Consider the following 22,430-nt stretch of genomic DNA (forward strand, 5'->3'; position numbering starts at 1 on the left):
CCGCACTGCAGTTCGGTTACACCATCGTCTATGTGCCCGATGTTGCCGCATCGCTGGCCTTTTTCTCGCAGGCCTTTGGCCTGGCCACCCGTTTTCTGCACCCCTCGGGCAGCTACGGCGAACTGGAAACCGGCGCCACCACCTTGGCCTTTGCCGACCATGCGCTGGGCCACGCCAACTTCAGCGGCGGCCATGTGGCAGCCTCGGAATCGGCCCAGCCACTGGGTGTGGAGATCGCCCTGGTCAGCGGCGATGTGGCTGCGGCCTACGAGCGCGCACTGGCCGCCGGTGCGACTGCCTTGGCAGCACCGACCACCAAGCCCTGGGGCCAGATGGTTGCCTATGTGCGCTGCCCGGATGGCAGCCTGGTGGAACTGTGCTCGCCGGTGGTTAGTGCCTAAGGCAACGCCTGCGTATCAAACATGGTGCGCCGCGTATTCGTGAAATGCGGCCGCACCCGCGCACTCCAATCTGTCCCCCGCACCGCCAGCCAGGCCGGGCAGCCCATCACCTCGGCATCGACCAGGTCATAGCAGGCGAGCGACAGCGGCCCATGGTCCAGGTTCAGGTAGCGAAAGGCCTGGGCGGTGCCGGCCACGCTGGCCAAGCCGGGCAGATGCTCCTGGTCATACCAGGCAAATAGATCGTCCTGCCAACCAACCTCGGGGTCCATCTCGACGGCGTAGTGCACGGGAGTGGCCTCGCCCTGGGCGGGGCCGATGCGCTGCATCACCAGCTGCAGGCGCGATAGCTCGCAAGCCGCCAAGCCGGCGCTGCCCGCGCCCTGCAAGCGGCGCTCGGCCTGCAGCGTTTGATCGGTGCTCAGCGGCTGCGGGTTGCCGAGTGCAAAGTACAGATAGGCGATGCCTTGGGGCTGCTGGGCCACGCGCAGCAAACGCAGATCGGCCAAGTCCTGGCGCAGCAGCGCCAGGGCGGTCTGCGCCAGCGTGGTGGCGGTTTCATGCGCCGCCGGCGTGCAGCGCAGCAGCAGGCTGTCGATGACAGGTGTGGACATCAGTGGCCAATCTCAAAGGCGTTCAAGAAGCGCGACACCATGTTGTAGGCGCCGATGGTGGCAAACAGCTCCACCTGCTCTTGCGCATTGAAGCGGGCGGCCACCTGCGCAAACAGGGGCTCGGGCACCTGCAGATCGCGGGTCAGTGCATCGGTCACGGCGATGGCAAGCTGCTGCAGGCCGTCCCAGGCCGGGCTGGCGCTGGTGCCGGTGTCGCGCGTCGCATCGATGGCGGCCTGCGTCACACCGGCCTTGAGCGCATGCGGCACATGGGCATCGAACTCATAGGCGGCCTGGTTGAGCATGGCCACCCGCAGGATGATCAGCTCGCGCAGCCCGGCATCGATGCTGCTGTAATTGCGCACGGCAGAGAGCATCTGCTCCCAGCCCTTGGCAATGGCGGGGCTGTGCAGCAGCACCTGGTAGAGCGGCGAGATGCGGCCACGCTCGGCCTGGATCTGTTGCTCCAACTCCGCCAGGGCACTGCGGGTGCCTGGCTCAATCGCTTCAATGCGCATGGCAGTCTTTCAATCTCAATCGGGGGTGATGCGGTTGCGGCGGATGATGGCGGTCCACTTTTCCGTGTCGGTCGCCAGCTGCTGGGCCAGCGCTTCAGGGCTGGAGCCCACCACCTCGGCACCCGAGGCCTCGATCTTGCGCTGCACATCGGGTGCATGCAAGGCCGCATGAATGGCGCGGCTCAGGCTGGCCGCCACCTGGGGGCTGGTGCCCTTGGGTGCAAACACCGCATACCAGTTGTTCGAATCGACGCCCTTGTAGCCCAGCTCGTCAAAGGTGGGGACATTCGGGTAGCGGGCGCTGCGCTTGGCAGCGGCGATGCCCACGGGCCGGAACTTGCCGCTGTCGATGGCGCCCACCAGGCCCGGAATATCGCCAAAGAAGCCATCGACATGGCCGGCCATCAGGTCGGTGATGGCGGGGGCGGCGCCCTTGTAGGGCACATGCATCAGGTTCAGGCCAGCCGATTCATTGAGCTGGATAGCAGCCAGATGCGGCACGCTGCCGGTACCTGACGAGGCCATGGTCATCGGCTTGTCCTTGCGCTGGCTGGCGGCCTGCACAAACTCCTTGCCGTCCTTGAAGCTGGTCTGCGCGTTGACCACCATGATCTCCACGTTGTTGACCACCAGCGAGACGGGCACCAGGTCGCTGGCGGGCTTGTAGTTCAGCTTCGGATAGAGCGCGGGGTTGATGGCCACCGCGCCTACGCTGGTCAGCCACAGGGTCTTGCCATCGGGTGCGGAGCGGATCACGCTGTCGGCGGCAATCGCGCCGTTGGCGCCGGGCTTGTTTTCCACAATCACCGGATGGCCCAATTCCTTGGCCAGCTGCTGCGACATGCTGCGCGCAATGAAGTCCACCGGGCCGCCTGGCGGAAAAGCCACCAAGAGGCGCGTCATATCGCTTTGCGCCATGGCGCTGCTGGCGCAGCCCAGGGCCGTGCCCAGCAAGGCGGCGTGCAGCCACTGGCGGGCGGAGGGAAAGGCTTGGAATCGCATGGTTGTCTCCTTGTTTAGTCTTGTCTTGCTTTATCCGCAGCGCACGGTCATACCGCCGTCCACCACAATCTCGGTGCCCGTCACAAAGCGCGATTCGTCACAGGCCAGGAACAGCGCGGCATTGGCGGTGTCACGCCCATCGCCCATGAAGGGCAGTGGAATACGCGCCTGGCGCTGGGCCAGCAGCGCCTCGACATCGCCACCCGCGCGCTGGCCGGCCAAGCGGGTCTCGACCATGGGCGTGTGCAACTGGCCGGGCACGACGGTGTTCACGCGGATGCGGTGCGGCGCATACTGCACGGCCAGCACCTTGGAAAACTGGATCACCGCGGCCTTGCTTGATGCATAGGCGATCTGCGCTGCACCGGTCCAGCGCATGCCCGAGGTCGACGAGATATTGACGATGCTGCCTGCGCCCTGCGCCTGCATCAGCGGCAGCACCGCCTTGCAGCACAGAAACACGCTCTTGAGGTTGTAGTCCAGCTGGGCATCCCAGACCGCTTCGTCCATCTCCACCGGCCCGCCCTTGGCCGAGCCGCCCACGTTGTTGACCAGCACATCGATGCGCCCCAGCGCCGCCTGGCAGGCCTGCACCGATGCGGCAATCGACGCCGGGTCCATCACATCGCAATGGCCCGCGACAAACTGGCCACCGGCACCGCGGATGCTGTCTTCGGTCTCGCGCAGCGCCTCGGCATTGCGGTCCACGCCAAACACCAGTGCGCCTTCCTGCGCAAAGCGGATCGCGGTGGCGCGGCCATTGCCCCAGCCGGCGCCTGCGGCCCCGGCACCGGTGATGTAGACCACCTTGCCGGCCAGCCGGCCTTGCGGGTTGACGGGGGTGTGGGCATCAAAAATCGGCATGCTTTATTCCTCGTGCACGGTTCAGGCGGCGAAGCGGTAGAGGCGCTGGGGGTTGTCCACCAGCAGGGCCTGCAGATGCGCCGGGTTGGCGCTGAACTGCGCCAGCGCATCGACCAGCAGGCCGTCATCGGGCACATGGGTGTGGTTGGGGTGCGGCCAGTCACTGCCCCAGAGCACGCGGTCGGGCACATGGGCCACCAGCTCCTGCGCCCGCGCAATGCCGTGCTCGTAGGGCGGCGTCGCATCGATGCGGTCGATACCGCTGACCTTGACGTGGAACAGCGGCTGCTCCAGAAGCCGCAGCAGTGCCTGGAAATCGGCACCCTCCCGGCCCAGCGTCGCATCGACACGGCCCATGTGGTCGATCACCACCGGGCAGGCCGATTGCTGCAGCACGGGGCCCAGGCTGTGGATCAGCGCGCTCTCAAAATGGATCTGCAGGTGCATGCCCAGGTCGGCCAGCATCGGCGTCAAGGCCACCACGTCCTCGACCGAGGCGCCGGTGTTCAGGTGCTTCATGAAGTTGAAGCGGATCGCCCGAAAGCCGGCCGCCGCCAGGCGCTGCAGCTCGGTACGCGTGACCGACAGCGGCACCAGGGCCACACCCAGGTAGCGGCCGCCGCCATGCGCAATCGCATCCTCGACCACGCGGTTGTCATAGCCATGGCAGGCCGATTGCACGATAACGCAGCGGCTGATACCCAGATGGCGGTGCAGCGCAAACAAGGTGTCCTTGCCGGCATCGGCGGGGGTGAAGCTGCGCGGCTCGGCATACGGAAAGGCATCCACCGGGCCAAATACATGCACATGGCTGTCACAGCTGCCAGCGGGCAGCACCAGGCTGGGCTTGGAGGGCGCCAGCATATAGGTCTGTACGGGTTGCTGGAGGTCGGAGGTCGGGGCGTTCATGCAAGGCCATCAAAGAGTCGTCTTGAGCGCATTGTGGAACTGCCGCATTTTTGATCACCTATAAAATCCAAATATCAGATATAGAGGTGATGCATGGATTTTCTGCGTTTGCAGTACTTCATGGCGGTGGCCCAGGCCCAGAGCTACAGCAAGGCCGCTGCGGCGCTGAACCTGAGCCAGCCGACCTTGAGCCGCCAGGTGCAGCTGCTGGAGGCCGAGCTGGGCCAGCCGCTGCTGGAACGCCATGGCCGGGGCGTGCGGCTGACCGAATCGGGCAAGGCCATGCTGGCCCATGGGCGCAGCATCAGCGCAGCCGTGGATGCCGCCAAGGCTGACATGGCCGACCGCCTGCAAAGCCCGCGCGGCAAGGTGCGGCTGGGCCTGCCGCCGCTGGTGGCCAGCCTCATCACGCCCGATGTGGTGCAGCAGTTTTTGCAGGCCTGCCCGGATGCCTCGATCATTGTCGAAGAGAGCCTGAGCATTCGCCTGCGCGAATGGTTGCTGGCCGACCGCCTTGATGTGGCCGTGCTGTTTGACCCCAGCCCCACCCCGCAGCTGTTGACCGAGCTGCTGACGCGCGAGCCCCTGGTGCTGATCAGCACCCGCCCCTTGCCCGAGCGGGTCAAGGTCGCCCAGCTGGTGGACTACCCGCTGGTGCTGCCCAGCCGCCCGCAGGCACTGCGCATGATTTTTGACGACGCGGTGGAAGACCAGCAGCTGCCGCTGCGCATCGTTGCCGAGGTCGATTCCATCAAGATGGTGCTGTCCTTGGTCGCCCGCAATGTGGGCTGCTCGGTGGTGCCCGCCAGCGCTGTGAAGACCTGGCCGGGCAGCGCGCCGGTGTTCACCGCCCAGGTCAGCCATCCGGTGATCCGCAACCGCATCGTGCTGGCCACACCGGCAGCCCGGCCGCACAACCGCCTGGTCAAGGCCGTGCACGGCATTCTGAAGCCGCTGATGAAGCAGCACTTCAGCACATAAATCCTCACCGTTGCAGCGCACGCCCCAGCGGCATCTGCAGCCGCCAGAGGCTGCTCGGCGGCTATTTATTTCAGAAATTCTTGAAATGTCCGGTACACATCAGGCAGCGATGGACTTTATTTCTCACCACAATGGACATTTTTTCTCACACAAGACAAGGCCTGTAGCAAGGACCGCCCAGGACCTTCTGCACAGCACCCCATCCCGGGCGTTGTGCAGAGGGTTCTCCGCCGTCTGCCCAGGCCCACAACCATTCGAGGATCGATATGACTCAACAAGCACGGTCACCGTCACTGGCGGTGCGCCTGCTGCTCGGCATTCTGGGCGCAGTGCTGGCCATAGCCGGCCTGGCCTTTCTGGTCGGCGGCGGCAAACTCATCAGCCTGGGTGGCAGCTGGTACTTTTTGCTGGCGGGCCTGGGCTTGCTGCTGTCGGGCGTGCAGGTGCTGCGCGGCCGCCGCTCGGGCGGCTGGCTGTACCTGGCTACCTTTGCGGCCACGGTGCTCTGGGCCCTGGCTGAAGTGGGCCTGGACTACTGGAGCCTGGTCTCGCGCCTGCTGGCGATGACCTTTGGCGCAGCGGTGGTCAGCGCCTGCCTGCCGCTGCTGCAAGCGGGTACGCCGCGTGCGCGCAGCAACAAGGGCCCGCTGGCTTTGGCAGGGGTGCTGTTGCTGGTGGGCCTGGTCAGCTTTGCCTCCATGTTCCAGATCCATCCTGAGGTGCAGAACCAGGCCGCCATCAGCCGCAAGCCGGTGGATGCCGCCAGCGCGCAAAAGGACTGGAGCCACTACGGCAATGGCAGCAATAACGACCGCTTTGCGGCGCTGGACCAGATCAATGTGGACAACGTCAACCAGCTGCAAGTGGCCTGGACCTTCCACACCGGCGATGTGCCCAAATCCACCGGCGCCGGTGCCGAAGACCAGACCACGCCGCTGCAAGTGGGTGACAAGGTCTTTGTCTGCACCCCCAGCAACAACGTGATTGCGCTAGATGCCGATACCGGCAAGCAGCTGTGGCGCCACGACACCAACTCGCATGTGGGTGGTGTCTGGGAACGCTGCCGAGGCCTGGCCTACTTTGATGCCAATGCGCCGCTGCCGGTGCCGCAGGTGGCGGGCTCGTCGCCCGTGCAGCCCGTCGCGCTGCCCGCTGGCGACCAGTGCCAGCGCCGCATTGTGATGAACACCATCGACGCGCGCCTGTTTGCCATCAATGCCGACAACGGCGAGCTCTGCGCCGGCTTTGGCAACCAGGGCATTGTCGATCTGAAGCAAGGCCTGGGCAGCATCGCCAACCCCGCTTACTACACCCTCACATCGGCCCCCACCGTGGCCGGCACCACCATCGTGATCGGCGGCCGCGTGGCCGACAACGTCCAGGTCGATATGCCCGGCGGCGTGATCCGTGGTTTTGATGTGATGACTGGCGCGCTGCGCTGGGCCTTTGATGCAGGCTCCAACACGCCCAACGAGGTGCTGGCCCCTGGTGCCACCTACACGCGCTCGTCCGCCAATGTGTGGGCCGGTACCACCTACGACCCCAGCTCCAACACCGTCTACCTGCCCATGGGCTCGCCCTCGGTCGATCTGTACGGCGTGCCCCGCTCCGCAGCCGATCTGAAGTACGGCGCCTCCATCCTGGCGCTGGATGCCACGAGCGGCCATGAGAAATGGGTCTACCAGACCGTGCACAACGATCTCTGGGATTTTGATATTCCGATGGCCCCGACCCTGATCGACTTCCCCAAAAAGGATGGCAGCACCACGCCCGCACTGGTGGTGGGCACCAAGGCCGGCCAGATCTTTGTGCTGGACCGCCAAAGCGGCCAACCGCTGACCCAGGTGGACGATGTGCCCGTCAAGCCCGCAGGCATTGCCGGCGAGAAATACGCCCCCACCCAGCGCGTCTCCGTCGGCATGCCGCAGATTGGCACGCAGACCCTGACCGAAGCCGACATGTGGGGCGCCACGCCGCTGGACCAGCTGATCTGCCGCATCAAGTTCAAATCGATGCGCTATGAAGGCCTGTTCACGGCGCCGTCCACCGATGTGTCGCTGAGCTTCCCCGGATCGCTGGGCGGCATGAACTGGGGCGGTATCTCGGCCGACCCAAACAACCACCTGATCTTTGTCAACGACATGCGCCTGGGCCTGTGGGTGCAGATGATGCCGCAGCAAGCCAAAGCCACACTGTCTGACGGCGGCGAGCAACCCAACACCGGCATGGGCCAGGTGCCGCTGGGTGGAACACCTTATGCGGTGATCAAGGACCGCTTCATGTCGCCGCTGGGCATCCCCTGCCAGAAGCCCCCGTTTGGCACGCTCTCCGCCATCGACATGAAGACCCAGCAAGTGGTCTGGCAAGTACCCGTGGGCACCGTGCAGGACACCGGCCCGATGGGCATCAAGATGCGCCTGCCTTTGCCAGTTGGCCTGCCCACCTTGGGCGGCAGCCTGTCCACCCAGGGCGGTCTGGTGTTCTTTGCCGGCACGCAGGATTACTACCTGCGCGCCTGGAACACGGCCAACGGCCAGGAGATCTGGAAGAGCCGCCTGCCGGTGGGCAGCCAGGGCGGCCCGATGACCTACCAATCGCCCAAGACAGGCAAGCAGTATGTGTTGATCTCCGCCGGCGGCGCGCGCCAGTCGCCCGACCGTGGCGACTATGTGATCGCCTACGCCTTGCCTGACAAGGCCCGCTAAGCACGCAGGGTCCAGCCTGCCCCCGACCCGAAAAGCGCCATGGCCTGCACTGCAAGCCATGGCTTTTTTGTCCCCCGGTCTGGGCGGGGAGCGCGCATGTTACGCTTGCCCGCTTGTGTCCACGGAGATCCGGCAGTGAGCAAGCAGCAAGGCCAGCAAGAGCCAACCCCTCAAGACCCCCAGGCAGATGAGACCGGCGCATCGGCAGGCATGCGCCAGGCCTTGCTCGATGCCGGCAAGACCGAGTTTGCCAACTATGGCTATGACGGCGCCCGGCTCGAACGCATCGCAGCCAAGGCCGGCTGCGCCAAGCGCATGCTGTACTACTACTTCGGCAACAAGAAGGATGTGTACCTGGCCGTCATCGAGCAAAGCTACACCGACATCCGGGCCTCCGAAGAAAGCCTGAACCTGGACGCGCTAGAGCCGCTGGAAGCCCTGCATGCGCTGGCCCAGAAAAGCTTTGACTACCACGCCAACAACCAGGCCTTCACCCGCCTGGTATTGCAGGAAAACTTCCAGGGCGGCGAGATGCTGGGCCAGGTCTCCAACAACGAATCGCTGCGCCGCGCGGCCCTGACCCCTCTGGAGCGCATCCTGGAACGCGGCGTGGCCCAGGGCCTGTTCAAGCCCGACGTCACTGCCACCGATGTGCACTACCTGATCTCCGCCCTCAGCGGCTTTCGCATCGACCATGCCGCCACCTGGCGCAGCCTGCTGCAGGTGGACTTGCTGGGCGACGCCTTGCGTGAGCGGCATCTGCAGATGCTGCTGGACCAGGTGGATGCGCTGGTGTGTGTGCGGGCGGCACCAGGCTGAGGATGGACGCAACAACACGGCCCGATGCGCCGTGTTTTGCCGCAAGTTTTGCACCGGCCTCAGCGTGGGCCAGTGCAAAAATCATTGCTCCCTTGCCTGTGGCACCCGAGCACCAGGGCCAGCGCCATCAGAGATCACTGCGGACGCTGACGTGCAGCGACACGTGTGGACAGTGCCGGTGACGTGTAGCTCGCATCAAAGCTACAACCCTTGCCGTAGGTCGCTTCCAACGTCAGGCAGGCACTGGCGATGCCGGAAGGCGTGGGCTTGGTATCGTTGTTCACCCACTGCAGCAGCGCGTCCATCAGCGCAGGATAGGTGGGATCGCTGATGAAGCTGTGGGTGCCGTTTGTCGTGAAGGTCTGCACCAGACGAGCAGCACTGCCGCCTTCTTGCATCACCTCGCGGAAACGAGAATCGAGCTCCACAAACGCGGTCGGGTCGCTGATCCATTTGGTGGACAGCACCGGCACAGGAATCTTGCCGACCGGGTCGGTGTCGGTGGCGAACGTCTGGTACGCGGCGGGATTGGCTTTGTAGCGCAGCACGCCGGCGTTCAGGGCCGCATCGTCGGCAGAGCCGGTGTAGACCGCGCCTTCATTGCCGAAAGGGCTCTCGCCGCCGGTGCGCTTGGCGGAGATATCCTGGAAGTGCATGGTCGCCCAGTTCATGTGCGACTGGATGGCGCTCTCCGGAATCTTGATCACATTGACGATGGTCTGGATTTTGGCCTTCTGCTCGGGGGTGCGCTCGGCAGCGGGCTTGTTGAGCGCCAGGCATTCGTTGACGCGCAGCGCCACATCCGCCTGCTTCATCGTGACATTGGCGGGCAGGCCGAGGTTGAGTGCATAAGGCTGTTCGCTGGGGCGCGGGTGGTTGCCACACAGGTACTGGTAGACCACGCGCAGGTCGAGCCGGAAATCATAGGAACGTGTGCCCCCACCCAGCACTCCGCTGGTGAGCAAAACACCATCGTAGGGACGCTCGCCCACGGTATCTAGCGTGAACATCTCCGCGCCCTTGGCGGCCACACCAGCGCCCCAAGACTGGCCATGCAAGATGGTCTTGCTGGGGATCGCCACATGCTTGCGAAAGATGCCGCGCAGACGTTCCGTGTCTTCAGCGGCAGCGCGCACTTCCACCCCGCCCTGGCGGTAGGAAGAGCCCGCCCATGCGTAGCCTGACTTCACCATGATGGACCAGCGGGTCAGGTCTTCCATGGAGCGGTCCAGATCGGGCGCGGCGAGATCGGGCCCTCCATGCGCATGCATCACCAGGATGCCATTCCACTTTGCCGGCACTGCAATCATGTAGAACGCGCCCTTGGAGTCGCGGCCGGACAGGCATTTCGCGTCGGTGGGCACATCGGCAGGGCAGGTAGCCGTCACCGGTGCTGCCTCGTTGGAGGTGGAAGGCCCTTGCAACACCAGGGAGCCGTCGCCGCAGCCGCTGAGCGCGAGCAGCGCCAGCAGGGGCAGGCCGAGTTTGGGAAGGTGTGATTTCATGGTTTGTCTCCTATCAAGCGTTTTTTATGTGTGCGGCTCCTCGCCAGGCTGGCGGACCAGCGCTTGGGCTGCGAGGGCTTTCCTATTCTTGGTCGGCTTGCGAAATATTTCAAAGATTTCTAAGATATCAACTGCATACTTTTTAAATATATGGAACTGCGTCATCTCCGGTACTTTCTTGCGGTGGCCGAATGCGGCCATATCACGCGTGCCGCAGAGCGCCTGGGTATCCAGCAGCCGCCGTTGTCGCAGCAGATTCTGGCGCTGGAGAACGAGCTGGGCAGCGCGCTGTTTCGTCGCCATCCCAAAGGCGTGGACCTCACCGATCTCGGTCATGAGTTGCGCGCAGAAGCCGAGCGTCTGCTTGGCGACTTTGGCGCCATGCAGCAGCGCATCGAGGCGTTTGCGCGCGGTGAGCGCGGCCATCTGCGCATTGGCTTCACCAGCTCGGCGGCGGCACATGCCTTCACCCCGGAGGTGCTGCGCACCTGCCGCAAGTCACACCCCGATATCGTGCTGAGCGTCAGCGAGAACAACGCCGCTGAAATCACCGAAGCCGTCGCTGCGCAACGTCTGCATTGCGGCTTTTTGCGCGTTCCGGTGGCACACCCGGAGGGATTGGCGTTCGAGCCCCTGCTGCGGGAAGAAGCGCTGCTGGCCATTCCGGTGGACCACCGGTTGGCGCACAACAACGCCCAGCCCGTCATGCTGGATGAGCTCGATGGCGAGAAACTGGTGCTGGTGCGCAGGCCCGGTGCGCCGGGCCTGTATGCCAATCTGCTGGCGCTGTGTGCACAACGCCATGTCCATGTGGAGGTGGCCGCCGAAGTCGAACGCATGATGACCAATGTGAACCTGGTGGCTGCAGGCGTGGGCTTGTCCATTGTTCCGGCATCGATCAAAGGATCACATCGCCATGCCGTGGTGTATCGCTCGCTCGATCCGTCCCTCGACCTATGGGCGCCGTTGACCCTGGTGTACCGCGCGCATGACTGCGATGGCCCGCTGGGCACGGTGATCGCCTTGGCCAAGAAGCTGGCCAAGCGCCATGCCGCCAAAAGCAGGTGAATCGATGTCCGCATGGTCCAAGCTGAACCCCGCAAACGTCCAACGATGGTCGCGCAGGGCCATGCTGCTGAGTGGCTTGGTGGGCACATCGCTCCCGATCCCCAAGGGTTGGGCCGCCCAGAGTAGGCCAGGCGTGGGCCTCAAGATTCTGGTGGCCTATCCCCCCGGCGGTGTGAGCGATCTGGTGGCGCGCGCCTTGGCCAAAGCCATGGCCGACCAGCTCCAGGCGCCGGTGATCGTCGAGAACCGGCCCGGCGCGAGTGGAACCTTGGCGCTGGAACTTCTGCAACGCAGTCCGCCCGATGGCCAAACGCTGGTCCTTACCGCCGCCGCTGCCGTGGGCCTGGTACGCCACGCGGCTGCGCGGCGTGCCTCCAATAAAGCGGCCGCGGCACCATTGCCGGTGCAGCCCGTGGCGGGTGTCATGCGCACGCCGCTGCTCCTGGTGGGCACCTCCGCGCTCGCACCCTCTGCTTTCGCCGACATGGTCGAAGCGGCGCGCAAGCACCCCGGCATGCTGCGCTGGGCGACAACGGGTGAAGGCACGACGGGGCACACCGTCTTGCAACGCGTCAGTCAGCTTGCGGGCGTGCGCATCACGCACATTCCGTACAAGGGCGGCGGGCAGCAATTGACCGATGCGCTCGGTGGCCACTTCGAGCTGCTGTCGACCAACGTCGCACCGAGCCAGCTCAGCGCCTTGCGTGACGGGCGCTTCAAGGCCTTGGCGGTAGGCGCACCACATCGCCTGCCCGTGCTCCCCGATGTGCCGACCCTCGCAGAGCTGGGTTACCCATCCGCCAATCTGGATTCCTTGTTCGGGCTCTTCGCCCCACCGGCTACGCCCTCCCAGGTGGTGCTGCGTCTGCACGCAATGGTCGAGCAAGCGCTGCGCTCGCCTGCCCTTCGCCAGAGCTTGCTCGATGCCAACAACCAGCCCTACGAGGGCTCGGTGCAGGACTTTGCACGGCAGGTGGAACACGAAACCGATCGTTGATCCAAGCTGGTTGGTATGAGATGTTTGGACCGGTGCATGGGGGTTACCCATCCGGATCTGTCGAGGTTTACACCCCATCCATATCGACAATCCCGGCCGCTGATCCGCAGATGCGGCTGTAAGAAAGGTGTGCTTTTACAACAAACTCCCGCCTTTTCCCATCTGCGTTTTCCCCAGGTCGGCACAAATTAGAACGAGTGTGCTTTTTTTGCTGAAATTCAGCGCTAACCCTGTCGACATTGCCTGCCCAGCTTCCTATGCTCTGTCTTCGAGACAAGCCAGATTTGACGATCGTTCAAACAGCAACCCAAGGAGACAAAGCAATGAAACAAGCCAAGAAATGGATGTGGCTGGCGGCCACCGCCTTGCTCGCAAGCAGCGCTTACGCCCAAAAGGCAGGCGACTGGGTGTTAGGTGCCGGGGCGCTCAATTATTCGCCCCAGGACAAGAGCAAGCCGCTGACCTTCACGGAGCCCTTTGAACGCCAGATTCCTGGCTCAGGCGCCGATCTGAAAAGCTCCACCACCTTGGGCTTGAACGTGCACTACTTCCTGACCGACAACTGGGCGGTCGAAGGCGTGCTGGGCATTCCACCGCGCCTCAAGCTCAATGGCGCGGGCACCTTGGCCCCTATTGGTGAGCTGGGCAATGCGCGCCTGTATGCACCTTCCCTGCTGGGCAAGTACTTCTTCGGCAATGCCGATGACAAGTTCCGCGTTTCGCTGGGTCTGGGTGTCACCTACTCGCAGTTCCGCAGCGTGCGCCTCAGCAGCGGCCTGCAGAACACGCTGGGCGGCGCCATCGGTGCGCCTCCAGGGGTTGCCAAGACCACCGCCAAGATCGACAGCCAGTGGGCGCCCGTCTTCAACATCGGTGCCAACTACGCGATCGACAAGAACTGGGGTATCACCTTCTCGGTGTCCTATGTGCCAATGAAGACCGACGCCAAGCTGACCACCACCGTCAATGGCAACAAGGTGGCATCGTCGCAGACCCGCCTGACCCTGGATCCGATCATTCCGTTCCTGTACGTCACCTACAAGTTCTGATTTTCCGTGAGGAGAAGCCCGTAGCGCATGCGCTGCGCCCAACAAGTGGCCTGCATTCGATGAACGCCACAGCATGCGGTGGCTCCAAGCCATCTTTTGCCACCCTGCTCCATGAGCAGGGTTTTTTTTGCCCGCGCGGGGCGCCCTTGGCATCTCTGCCTGCTCGGCCCACAATGGCGCAGGCAGACCCGCCTGAACCCAACCTTTGGAGACCCTATGCCGGCCAAGAAAATCCTGATGATCTGTGGTGACTACTGCGAGGACTACGAAACCATGGTGCCCTTCCAGACCTTGTTGGCCGTGGGCCACCAGGTGCATGCGGTCTGCCCGGACAAGAAAGCCGGTGACCATATCAAGACGGCGATCCATGACTTTGAAGGTGCGCAGACCTACAGCGAAAAGCCCGGCCACAATTTCACCCTGAACGCGAGCTTTGCCGACATCAAGGCCGAAGACTATGACGCGCTGGTCATCCCCGGCGGCCGTGGCCCCGAGTACCTGCGCAACAACGAGGCGGTGCTGGCCGCCGTGCGCCATTTCTTCACGGCCAACAAGCCGGTCGCCGCCGTCTGCCACGGCGCGCAGCTGCTGGCCGGCGCCGGTGTGCTTAAAGGCCGGACCTGTTCAGCCTACCCCGCCTGCAAGGCCGAGGTGGTGCTGGCCGGTGGCAGCTATGCCGATATTGCGGTGGACCAGGCCTACACCGATGGCAACCTGGTGAGCGCCCCGGCCTGGCCCGCCCACCCGCAGTGGCTGGCGCAGTTCTTGGCTCTGCTGGGCACCCGCATCCAGCACAGCTAAACCGTCCCTGCGGTGGCAAGTGCTGGGCCGCCTGCAAGCCCTTGCCATCGCTGCTACCATCGCAGCCCCATGACCGCAGACAGCTACAGCCACCACCTCGCCGCCGGCAAGCACTTCGTTGCCGATGCACAAAAGATTGCCACCACCGATTTTGCTGCCGCCCGCGCGCTGTGGCAGCAGGCGGGCCAGGCCTTTTACCGCGCCCACCAGGCCGACCGCGAGCAGCCCGAAGCCGCCCTGCGCCTGGCCCAGGCCTGGATGGCCGAGGCCCATGCGCTGCAGAAGGAAGGCTCGCCCAATGCCACGGTGATGTGGCAAAACGCGGCCGCCCAGAACGAGCTGGCCTTTGACCTGGATCCGCGCAATGCCCGCATCGCAATGGCTGCCGCCAGCTGCCACCACTTTGCTGGCGATGACGAAGCGGCACAGGCCTGGATGCAGATCGGCCAGCACCTGGCATCGGACGGCGACCAGGCTCCGGAACCTGCGGATCCGACAGGCGACTAAGCCGCTCCATATAGCGAATGGCGTCTTTGGTTATTCGATAATATTATTTTTTAATCTGAGTGATCGAACGTAGCATGTGGGCCCGTCTACTTGTCCCTGACTGCCTTCCATGCTCAAGCGCCATTTCACCCTCGCCGCCCTGCTGGCGGTTTCTGCCGCCTTTGCCGCGCCCGCCTTTGCGCAGGACAAGCCCATCAAGCTGGGCGTGACGGCCGGCCCGCATGCGCAGATTGCCGAAGCCGTCAAACAGGCAGCCGCCAAAGAAGGCCTCACGGTCCAGGTGATCGAGTTCAGTGACTTCATCCAGCCCAATGCCGCCCTGGTGGCCGGCGATCTGGATGCCAATGCCTACCAGCACCACCCCTATCTGGACCAGCAGGTCAAGGACCGCGGCTACAAGCTGGTCGCAGCCGCCAACACCGTGGTGCTGCCGATTGCGCTGTACTCCAAGAAAGTGAAATCGCTGGGCGACCTGCCACAGGGCGCTCAGATCGGTCTGCCCAACGACCCCACCAATGGTGGCCGCGCGCTGCTGCTGCTGCAGGAGCATGGCCTGATCAAGCTGCGCGCATCGGCCGGCATCAAGGCCACGCCGCTGGATGTGGTCGAGAACCCCAAGAAGCTGCGCCTGCGCGAGTTGGATGCCGCGCAGCTGGTGCATGCGCTCAATGACCTGGATGCCGCCGTCATCAACACCAGCTACGCGATTGCCGCCAAGCTCAACCCCACCAAGGACGCCATTGCGCGCGAGTCGGCCAAGTCGCCCTACACCAACCTGATTGCCGTGCGCCAGGGCGACAAGGACAAGCCCTGGGTGGCGCGTCTGGTCAAGGCCTACCATTCGGACGAGGTGCGCCAGTTCATTGACAAGGAATTCCAGGGCTCCATCGTCCCCGCGTTCTGACAGGGGCTAACACGGCCCTTCACACCCGTTCAACGCCAGTGGCGCGCAGATTAGCGCGCCTTTTTCCATCACCCTTTGACAAAGCCAGCCCATGAGTGGACAGATCACCCTTAGCCGCGACGGCCATGTCGCCACCTTGTTGATCGACAACGTGGCCAAACGCAACGCGATCAGCCACCAGATGTGGATCAGCCTGGCTGAGCAGCTGGATGTGCTGGTGGCAGACAGCGATCTGCGCTGCATCGTGCTGCGCGGCGCAGGCACCCAGGCCTTTGGAAGCGGGGCTGATATCGATGAGTTCGAATCGCTGCGCTCGTCCAAGGAAAAAGGCATTGCCTTTGCCGAACAGGCGCACCGGGCCATGGCCCTGCTGCGCAGTTGCCCCATCCCCACCTTGGCCGCCATCCGTGGCGCCTGCGTTGGCGGTGGGCTGGAGCTGGCGGCCTGCTGCGATCTGCGCCTGGCCAGTGATGATGCCCGCTTTGGCATCCCCATTGGCCGCCTGGGCGGTGTGCTGGCCTACCCGGAGCTCGAGGCACTGGTGCATGTCGCCGGCCCGCAGGTGGCGCTGGAGCTGCTGCTTGAAGGCCGCCTGCTCGATGCGCAAGAGGCGTGTGCCAAAGGCCTGGTGACCCGCGTGGTGCCGCAGGCGGAATGGGAGGAGGAACTGGCCCAGACCATCGCCCGCATCAGCGGCCTGGCGCCGCTGTCAGCGCGCTGGCACAAGAAATTCATCGCCCGGCTGCAAAGCGGTACGCCCTTGACGGATGCCGACCAGCAAGAGGGCTACGCCTGCTTTGACACGCAGGATTTCATCGAAGGCTACCGCGCCTTTTTGGACAAGCGCAAGCCGGTATTCACAGGAAAGTAAGAGCGTTCATGCAGCCATCCCCTTCCCCGCGCACAGGCCCGCTGTCGGGCCTCGTCGTTGTTGAGTTAACCAATGTCATGGCAGGCCCTGTGGGCGGCTTGCTGCTGGCCGACATGGGCGCCGAGGTGGTCAAGGTCGAGCGCCTGCCCGGCGGCGACGACACCCGCCGCGCGATCCCGCCCGAGATCCAGGGCGAGTCCGCCACCTTCATGATCGTCAACCGCAACAAGCGCGGTATCGCCGTCGACCTCAAGCACCCCGATGGCCTGCAGGTGGTGCGCCGCCTGATCGACAAGGCCGATGTGGTGATCGAGAACTTCCGCCCCGGCACGATGGAAAAACTCGGCCTGGGCTATGAGGTACTGCGCGCCAGCAACCCCGGCCTGATCTACTGCAAGATCACCGGTTTTGGCCTCAATGGCCCCTATGCCAAGCGCGCCGGCTATGACCTGATTGCGCAGGGCATGTCCGGCATCATGAGCCTGACCGGCGAAGGCCCGGGCCGCCCGCCCGTCAAGGTCGGCGTACCGATTGGCGATGTGACCGCCGGCATCCTGGCCTCGACCGGCGTGCTGGCCGCCTACATCGAGCGGCTGCGCACGGGCGAAGGCCAGTATGTCGACACCTCACTGTACGAGGCCTCGCTGGTCCACACCTACTGGCAGGTGGCCATGGCCTTTGCCACCGGCGAATCGGCGGGCCCCATGGGCTCGGCACACCCGGTGGCTGCGCCCTACCAGGCGATACCGACGCAGGACGGCTGGATCAACATCGGCGCGGTGAGCCAGGCCACCTGGGTCGGCATGACCCGCGTGCTGCAGCTGGAGCACCTGCTGGAAGACGAGCGCTTTGCCAGCAACCGCGAGCGCATGGCCAACCGCGATCTGCTGATCTCCATCATCTCGGAGGCCATGCGCAGCAACACAACCGACTACTGGGTCGAGAAGTTCGAGCAGGCCGGTGTGCCTGCCGGCCCGGTGCGCAAGATCAAGGACATGCTGGAAGACCCCCAGACCCTGGCGCGCGACATGGTCATCGAGGTTGACCACCCCGTCGCCGGCCAGGTGCAGGCCCTGGGCCTGCCGATCAAGTTCTCGCACGGCAATGGCGTCACGCGGCGCGGCGCACCCCAGTATGGCGAGCACACCGCCGAAGTGCTGCAAGAGCTGGGCTACAGCAGCGACGATATCGCTGCGCTGGCTGCCAGCCAGGCGGTGCAGCTGCACGGGCGCTAGGGCGCAGTGAAGGATGCGCGGTAGGCTTTTGGCGACACGCCCACACTGCGCTTGAACTGATCCCGCAATACCTGCACGCTGCGATAGCCTGCCTGGTCCGCAATCTGTTCCACACGCAGGCTGCTGCTCTCCAGAAGCCGCCGCACCTCCTCGACCCGGGCCAGCGCCAACCAGGCACTGGGCGCCATGCCAGTGCCGGCCGTGAAACGGCGCAAGAAGGTGCGCGGGCTCATCGCCAAGACCTCGGCCATCGCAGCCACCGTCCAGTCCCGCCGCAGATCCGCGCGGACCCGGTCCAGCAACTGCGCCAACTGCCCCGATGCATCTTTTACCAGTGGCTGCTCAATGAACTGCGCCTGGCCACCGCTGCGGTGCGCGGCGACCACCAGGCGCCGCGCCACGCTGTTGGCCACCTGCACGCCAAAATCGCGCCGCACCAGATGCAGCATCAGGTCGATACCTGCCGCACTGCCCGCTGAGGTAAACAGGCGCTCATCCTGCACATACAGCACCTGGGCATCGACTTCAATCGCCGGGTAGCGCTGCGCAAGCGCTTGGGCGTAGCGCCAGTGGGTGGCAGCACGACGGCCGTCCAACAGGCCAGTCGCAGCCAGCACAAAAGCGCCCGAGCAGATGGAGGCCACGGTGGCGCCCCGCTGCCAGGCACGCTTCAAGGCTTGCTGCAGCGCCATGGGGACAGGCTCGTTGATACCTCTCCAGCCCGGCACCACAATCAGGTCCGCCTGCTCCAGCAGGGCCAGGTCGGCACTGGCTTGCACGGACAGGCCGCCTTGCGCCCGCAGCGGTCCCGGCTCCACCGCCACGCTCGCAAACCGGTACCAGCCATCGCCCAGCTCGGGGCGCTCCAGCCCGAACACTTCGGCCACGATGGAGAACTCGAAGGTGCACAGTCCGTTGTAGACAGGGGCAACGACCAGCGGACCAAGCAAGGGAGCAGACATTGGCGCAAATCCTTCCATTTATGTCTTTCGCGCCAATTGTAGGCAGAAGCATCGATCCGCAAAATCGCTGCCATGTCTACCAGGAGTTCTTCATGAGCAGCTATGTCAGCCAGATCCCCGCCGCCGCCAGTGCCGATGCCGTGGCGCATTTCTCCCGTTCATTCACGTTCGAAACCGACTGCTGGGATGTACACGATGCCCTCCAGCAGGGCCACCCCGACTTTGTGCTGCTGGATGTGCGCAGTGCCGAACTGTATGCACAGGGACATGTTCCCGGCGCGCTGCATCTGCCGCACGGCAAGATCGTTGAGAGCAAACTGGCGGCCTGGCGTGCCGACACCTTGTTCGTCACCTATTGCGCAGGCCCCCACTGCAATGGAGCAGCCCGGGGCGCCTTGCGTCTGGCGCAGCTGGGCCGGCCCGTCAAGGTCATGGCTGGCGGCATCACCGGTTGGCTGGATGAGGGGTTTGCGCTGGCAACTGCCGCCTGATCGCGTGTCGAAAAAAGGGGAGGCATGACATGCCGCCCCCTGCAAGCGTCTTACCGCGTCAAGACCTCAGCGTGGGCTCCAAACGGCCTTCAGCTGCGCCGTCGTCTGCAGCATGGCCTGCGGGCCGGCCACCCCCAGCAGGTACCAGACCTGCGGATCCAGGAACACCACTCGGCCCTGCTGGCCAGCGGCGCTGTTGCGGATGGCTTCGTTGTTGAACAGCTCGGTGCTGGCAACGACGGGCTTGCCATCACGCCCGGTGGTGCTGCCAGTGCCGGCATTGCGGTCGATCACATAGAGCCAGGCGGGGTTGAGCTGGCTGATGTCTTCCATCTTCATCGGCACGCCGCGTGGCTTGCTGGCATCGGCGGGGATGGCAGGTTTGACGCCCAGCACATCGTGCAGCAGGCCAAAGCGTGCACCGGGGGGCTGGGCATTGATCATGGTGCTGATGGCCAGCACCAAGAGGCCGGGTGCTTGCTGCTGGGCCAGTGCGCGGGTGCTCTCTACCTCGCTGCGCACGCGCTGCATCAGCTGCTCGCCCTGGGCCTGCTTGCCCCACAGCGATGCCAGCGCCATCACATTGCGCTGCATATCGGCCAGCAGCTGCTGGTTGTTGACGCTCAGGTCCACCGTGGGCGCAATCTTGCTCAGGATGTCGTACTTGCCGGCACTGCGCCCCGCCACAACGATCAGGTCCGGACGGATCTGGCTCAGCGCGTCAAAATCGGGCTCGAACAGGGTGCCCGCTGGCAGGTAGCGCGCATCGGCATAGGCCTGCATATAGCGGGGGAAGTTGGCCTTGGCCAAAGCGGTCACCGGCAGGTTCAGCGCCTGCATCGTGTCCAGGGATGCCAGGTCATACACCACCACGCGTTGGGGCGCCAAGGGCACCACCGTGCTGCCCTTGGCATGTTGCACGGTGATGGTTGCCGGGGCTTTGGGACTTGGGGTTTGCGCAAAGGCTGCCGGGGCAGCAAACAGCGACGTGGCGAGGGCGGCAGCGGCGCTGGCGCGCCAGCAGGCCGGGGTCAATGGCTGGGTCATGTCTTTCTCCAAGGGATGTGAATAAATGCGAGGGGCGCGGCGCCGCCAGCAATGCCGGGCGCCGCGCGCTGGCGTTAGAACTTCAGGTTCATGCCCACCCAGTAACGGCGCCCGTCCTGCACGGTGGCGTAGTCTTCGTAGTACACGTCCTTGTCGAACAGGTTGTAGATACCGGCGAAGAAGGTGGTGTTCTTGTTGTAGTGGAACGAGCCACCCACATCGAACATGGCATAGCTGCCAGCGACCCAGGTGCGGGCCGAGCGGCCGCCGGTGGGCTGGCTTTCCTTGCCTCGGTAGGACAGCTTGGTCCAGCCGTTCCAGCGGTCCGACGGCTTCCAGTCCAGTGCGACATTGAGCATGTGGCGCGGCAGCTGCGACAGCGGCTGGCCGGCAAACTCGCCGCTCTTTTGCTCCGACTTGGTGAAGGTGTAGCTGGAGTTCAGATCCAGGCTGCGCGCCAGCGGCATGGTCAACGTGGCCTCGATACCGCGCGTCACCGCCTTGTCGATATTGATGTTGGTGGTGGGCGTGTTGCCGGACGAATTCAAGGGACCGCATTCCGGGCAGGCAATGCGGGTGATCTTGTCGCGGAAGTCGTTGTCAAACACGGTCAAGCCCGCCGACAGGCCGGCGCCATCGTTGTAGAGCACGCCCACTTCCTTGGACAGCGATTTCTCCGGCTTCAGGTCCGGGTTGCCGTAGATATTGCCGCCCCGGCTGGCCTGGCCCCAATCGCCCAGCGTCTGGCGCAAGGATGGCGCGCGGAAGCCGGTGGAGACACCGCCCTTGACGGTCCAGCGCGGGTTCAGGTTCCACACGCCGTAGAGGCGCGGGCTCCATTGCGATCCGCCCTTGCTGTCGTCGTCAAAGCGCAGGCCGCTGGTCAGCGCAAAGTCCTCGCGCAGGCGCCATTCATCCTCGACAAACCAGGCGTACTGGGTGCGGTCGGCGGTGGTGCGGTTGCTGCCGGGCAAGGTGTTGGTCGTGGTGTCGGTCAGGTCCTGCTTGTTGTAGTACAGGCCGGTGCTGACGATGTGTGCCTCGCCCACCGGAATCACCCAGCTGCTGTTGGCCACCGTGTTCTTAATGGTCATCTCGCGCGAGATGTTGCGGGTCTTCTCATGCTGCACATAGGTATCGGACGAGGCCCAGCCCCAGCGGCCCTTGTGCTGCAACGAGTAGTTCTCACGCTCGAACTTGCGGTCGGACAGCGCGCCGGTCTCCAGCAGGGTCTTGCCGGGGGTGGAGATGAAGTGCTGCTTGGCCGATCCCAGCTCGGCAATGATGTCGTGGTCCTTGTTGGGGGTCAGCGCAATACGGGCGTTGAGCGCCTTGGTGTCGCTGTCGTTGTAGCCCTGGTAGATGCGGTCTTCATCGCGCTTGCTGTAGTTGCCGTAGAGGCTGATGCCCAGCATCTCTTCCTTGATCGGGCCCGAGAGGTAGAAGTTGCTCTGGTAGGCATTGCCGGATTCGGAACGCTCCTGCAAGGTGGCATCGGCACGCAGCGAGCCATGCCACTGCTTGGCCACCTTGCGCGTGATGATGTTGACCACACCGCCCATCGCGTCCGATCCGTAGAGCGAGGACATGGGCCCGCGCACCACCTCGATGCGTTCGATAGCTTCGAGCGGTGGCACCCAGCTTTGGTCGGTGCCCGTCGAGCCATTGGTCTGCGTCTCGCGCGTGCTCATGCGTTTGCCGTCCACCAGGATCAAGGTGTAGTTGGCGCCCATGCCGCGCAGGCTGATGTCGTTGGAGTTGTTGTCCGACGGGGTCATGATGACGCCCGGCACATCGCGCAGGGCATCGTGCAGGTTGCTGTAGGCGCCCTGCTCCAGCTTCTCGCGCGGAATCACGGTGATCGAGGCCGGTGCCTGGGTCACCTCCTGCTCGAAGCCGGCGGCGGTCACCACAACGGTGCCCAGCGTTTTGTCGCTGGCAGCCGGCTCTTCGGCGTCGGCCGCCTGCGCTGCTGCTGCGCCATGGACCAGCATGCCAGCAACCACGCCCGCGATGGCGCGCAGTGCATGCTGCTGGGCTGCCGATGGCAGCCGGTGGAAATCAAGACGCAGAGGCCGTGCTGACGCGCGACCTGCTGCCAAGGAGGCAGAGGAGGACATGGAAATACTCGGTGTTCAGGTGACAACAACCCGCCTCAGGCACCCGCAGATGGTGGCCAC

22 protein-coding genes are annotated in these 22,430 nt (G+C 64.5%); 13 read left to right on the plus strand and 9 right to left on the minus strand.

The features are described from left to right. Positions 1 to 5: 5 nt before the first annotated feature. Positions 6 to 401 (plus strand): VOC family protein, encoded by a 396-nt coding sequence (locus EDF71_RS19635; protein ID WP_133858307.1) that lies wholly within the window; start codon positions 6 to 8, stop codon positions 399 to 401. On the opposite strand, the gene EDF71_RS25310 is transcribed toward EDF71_RS19635, so the two are convergent. The 5 genes from EDF71_RS25310 to EDF71_RS19660 are packed head-to-tail and all read right to left on the minus strand — an operon-like array spanning position 398 to position 4,308. Further along, the gene (locus EDF71_RS25310) at positions 398 to 1,015 is read right to left on the minus strand and encodes a hypothetical protein (protein WP_208301094.1); all 618 of its coding nucleotides are present in this window, start codon (positions 1,013 to 1,015) and stop codon (positions 398 to 400) included. The two genes, EDF71_RS19635 and EDF71_RS25310, sit on opposite strands and share 4 nt — an antisense overlap. After that, positions 1,015 to 1,533: a carboxymuconolactone decarboxylase family protein gene (locus EDF71_RS19645; RefSeq protein WP_133858246.1), complete on the minus strand. Its 519-nt coding sequence runs from the start codon at positions 1,531 to 1,533 to the stop codon at positions 1,015 to 1,017. The genes EDF71_RS25310 and EDF71_RS19645 overlap by 1 nt, the downstream gene beginning before the upstream one ends. Positions 1,534 to 1,548: 15 nt before the next feature. After that, the gene (locus EDF71_RS19650; protein WP_133858247.1) at positions 1,549 to 2,535 is read right to left on the minus strand and encodes a tripartite tricarboxylate transporter substrate binding protein; all 987 of its coding nucleotides are present in this window, start codon (positions 2,533 to 2,535) and stop codon (positions 1,549 to 1,551) included. A gap of 30 nt (positions 2,536 to 2,565) precedes the next feature. Next, positions 2,566 to 3,399, minus strand: coding sequence for an SDR family oxidoreductase (locus tag EDF71_RS19655; RefSeq protein ID WP_133858248.1), 834 nt, complete (start codon positions 3,397 to 3,399; stop codon positions 2,566 to 2,568). A 21-nt stretch (positions 3,400 to 3,420) separates the two neighbouring features. Further along, a complete protein-coding gene (locus EDF71_RS19660) occupies positions 3,421 to 4,308 on the minus strand; it encodes an amidohydrolase family protein (protein ID WP_133858249.1) in 888 nt (295 codons plus the stop codon). Positions 4,309 to 4,401: 93 nt separating this feature from the next. On the opposite strand from EDF71_RS19660, the gene EDF71_RS19665 reads away from it, so the two are divergent. The 3 genes from EDF71_RS19665 to EDF71_RS19675 all read left to right on the plus strand — a co-directional run bounded on the left by EDF71_RS19665 (position 4,402) and on the right by EDF71_RS19675 (position 8,813). Further along, the gene (locus EDF71_RS19665) at positions 4,402 to 5,289 is read left to right on the plus strand and encodes a LysR family transcriptional regulator (protein ID WP_133858250.1); all 888 of its coding nucleotides are present in this window, start codon (positions 4,402 to 4,404) and stop codon (positions 5,287 to 5,289) included. A 266-nt stretch (positions 5,290 to 5,555) separates the two neighbouring features. Further along, complete coding sequence (locus EDF71_RS19670; protein ID WP_133858251.1) at positions 5,556 to 7,994, plus strand: membrane-bound PQQ-dependent dehydrogenase, glucose/quinate/shikimate family; 2,439 nt, start codon at positions 5,556 to 5,558, stop codon at positions 7,992 to 7,994. Between the two features lie 135 nt (positions 7,995 to 8,129). Continuing rightward, positions 8,130 to 8,813: a TetR family transcriptional regulator gene (locus EDF71_RS19675; protein WP_133858252.1), complete on the plus strand. Its 684-nt coding sequence runs from the start codon at positions 8,130 to 8,132 to the stop codon at positions 8,811 to 8,813. Positions 8,814 to 8,947: 134 nt separating this feature from the next. On the opposite strand, the gene EDF71_RS19680 is transcribed toward EDF71_RS19675, so the two are convergent. Further along, positions 8,948 to 10,318: a hypothetical protein gene (locus EDF71_RS19680; RefSeq protein ID WP_133858253.1), complete on the minus strand. Its 1,371-nt coding sequence runs from the start codon at positions 10,316 to 10,318 to the stop codon at positions 8,948 to 8,950. Between the two features lie 150 nt (positions 10,319 to 10,468). Between EDF71_RS19680 and EDF71_RS19685 the strand changes: the two genes are divergently transcribed. The 8 genes from EDF71_RS19685 (at position 10,469) to EDF71_RS19720 (ending at position 17,750) form a co-directional block, all read left to right on the plus strand. Beyond that, a complete protein-coding gene (locus EDF71_RS19685) occupies positions 10,469 to 11,386 on the plus strand; it encodes a LysR family transcriptional regulator (RefSeq protein WP_133858254.1) in 918 nt (305 codons plus the stop codon). 4 nt (positions 11,387 to 11,390) lie between these two features. Further along, the gene (locus EDF71_RS19690) at positions 11,391 to 12,383 is read left to right on the plus strand and encodes a tripartite tricarboxylate transporter substrate binding protein (protein ID WP_243854370.1); all 993 of its coding nucleotides are present in this window, start codon (positions 11,391 to 11,393) and stop codon (positions 12,381 to 12,383) included. Positions 12,384 to 12,706: 323 nt separating this feature from the next. Next, positions 12,707 to 13,432, plus strand: coding sequence for an OmpW family outer membrane protein (locus EDF71_RS19695; RefSeq protein WP_208301095.1), 726 nt, complete (start codon positions 12,707 to 12,709; stop codon positions 13,430 to 13,432). 216 nt (positions 13,433 to 13,648) lie between these two features. Continuing rightward, positions 13,649 to 14,233 carry a DJ-1/PfpI family protein gene (locus EDF71_RS19700; RefSeq protein WP_133858255.1) on the plus strand — a complete coding sequence of 195 codons (585 nt, stop codon included), beginning with the start codon at positions 13,649 to 13,651 and terminating at the stop codon, positions 14,231 to 14,233. Between the two features lie 69 nt (positions 14,234 to 14,302). Then, positions 14,303 to 14,740 carry a hypothetical protein gene (locus EDF71_RS19705; protein ID WP_133858256.1) on the plus strand — a complete coding sequence of 146 codons (438 nt, stop codon included), beginning with the start codon at positions 14,303 to 14,305 and terminating at the stop codon, positions 14,738 to 14,740. 109 nt (positions 14,741 to 14,849) lie between these two features. Beyond that, the gene (locus EDF71_RS19710) at positions 14,850 to 15,644 is read left to right on the plus strand and encodes a MetQ/NlpA family ABC transporter substrate-binding protein (RefSeq protein ID WP_133858257.1); all 795 of its coding nucleotides are present in this window, start codon (positions 14,850 to 14,852) and stop codon (positions 15,642 to 15,644) included. 91 nt (positions 15,645 to 15,735) lie between these two features. Next, on the plus strand, positions 15,736 to 16,515 hold the full coding sequence (locus EDF71_RS19715; RefSeq protein ID WP_133858258.1) for an enoyl-CoA hydratase-related protein: 780 nt from the start codon (positions 15,736 to 15,738) through the stop codon (positions 16,513 to 16,515). Between the two features lie 8 nt (positions 16,516 to 16,523). Next, complete coding sequence (locus EDF71_RS19720) at positions 16,524 to 17,750, plus strand: CaiB/BaiF CoA-transferase family protein (protein ID WP_133858259.1); 1,227 nt, start codon at positions 16,524 to 16,526, stop codon at positions 17,748 to 17,750. On the opposite strand, the gene ftrA is transcribed toward EDF71_RS19720, so the two are convergent. Continuing rightward, positions 17,747 to 18,712, minus strand: coding sequence for a transcriptional regulator FtrA (gene ftrA, locus EDF71_RS19725; RefSeq protein ID WP_133858260.1), 966 nt, complete (start codon positions 18,710 to 18,712; stop codon positions 17,747 to 17,749). The genes EDF71_RS19720 and ftrA overlap by 4 nt on opposite strands. A 92-nt stretch (positions 18,713 to 18,804) precedes the next feature. Between ftrA and EDF71_RS19730 the strand changes: the two genes are divergently transcribed. Continuing rightward, positions 18,805 to 19,203 (plus strand): rhodanese-like domain-containing protein, encoded by a 399-nt coding sequence (locus EDF71_RS19730; protein WP_133858261.1) that lies wholly within the window; start codon positions 18,805 to 18,807, stop codon positions 19,201 to 19,203. Positions 19,204 to 19,269: 66 nt separating this feature from the next. On the opposite strand, the gene EDF71_RS19735 is transcribed toward EDF71_RS19730, so the two are convergent. Continuing rightward, positions 19,270 to 20,250 carry an ABC transporter substrate-binding protein gene (locus tag EDF71_RS19735; RefSeq protein ID WP_133858262.1) on the minus strand — a complete coding sequence of 327 codons (981 nt, stop codon included), beginning with the start codon at positions 20,248 to 20,250 and terminating at the stop codon, positions 19,270 to 19,272. Between the two features lie 74 nt (positions 20,251 to 20,324). After that, positions 20,325 to 22,370, minus strand: a complete 2,046-nt coding sequence (locus tag EDF71_RS19740; protein WP_133858263.1) for a ligand-gated channel protein — start codon at positions 22,368 to 22,370, stop codon at positions 20,325 to 20,327. Positions 22,371 to 22,430: the final 60 nt, after the last annotated feature.

The organism is Comamonas sp. JUb58, assembly GCF_004364775.1.
Taxonomy (GTDB): domain Bacteria; phylum Pseudomonadota; class Gammaproteobacteria; order Burkholderiales; family Burkholderiaceae_C; genus Comamonas.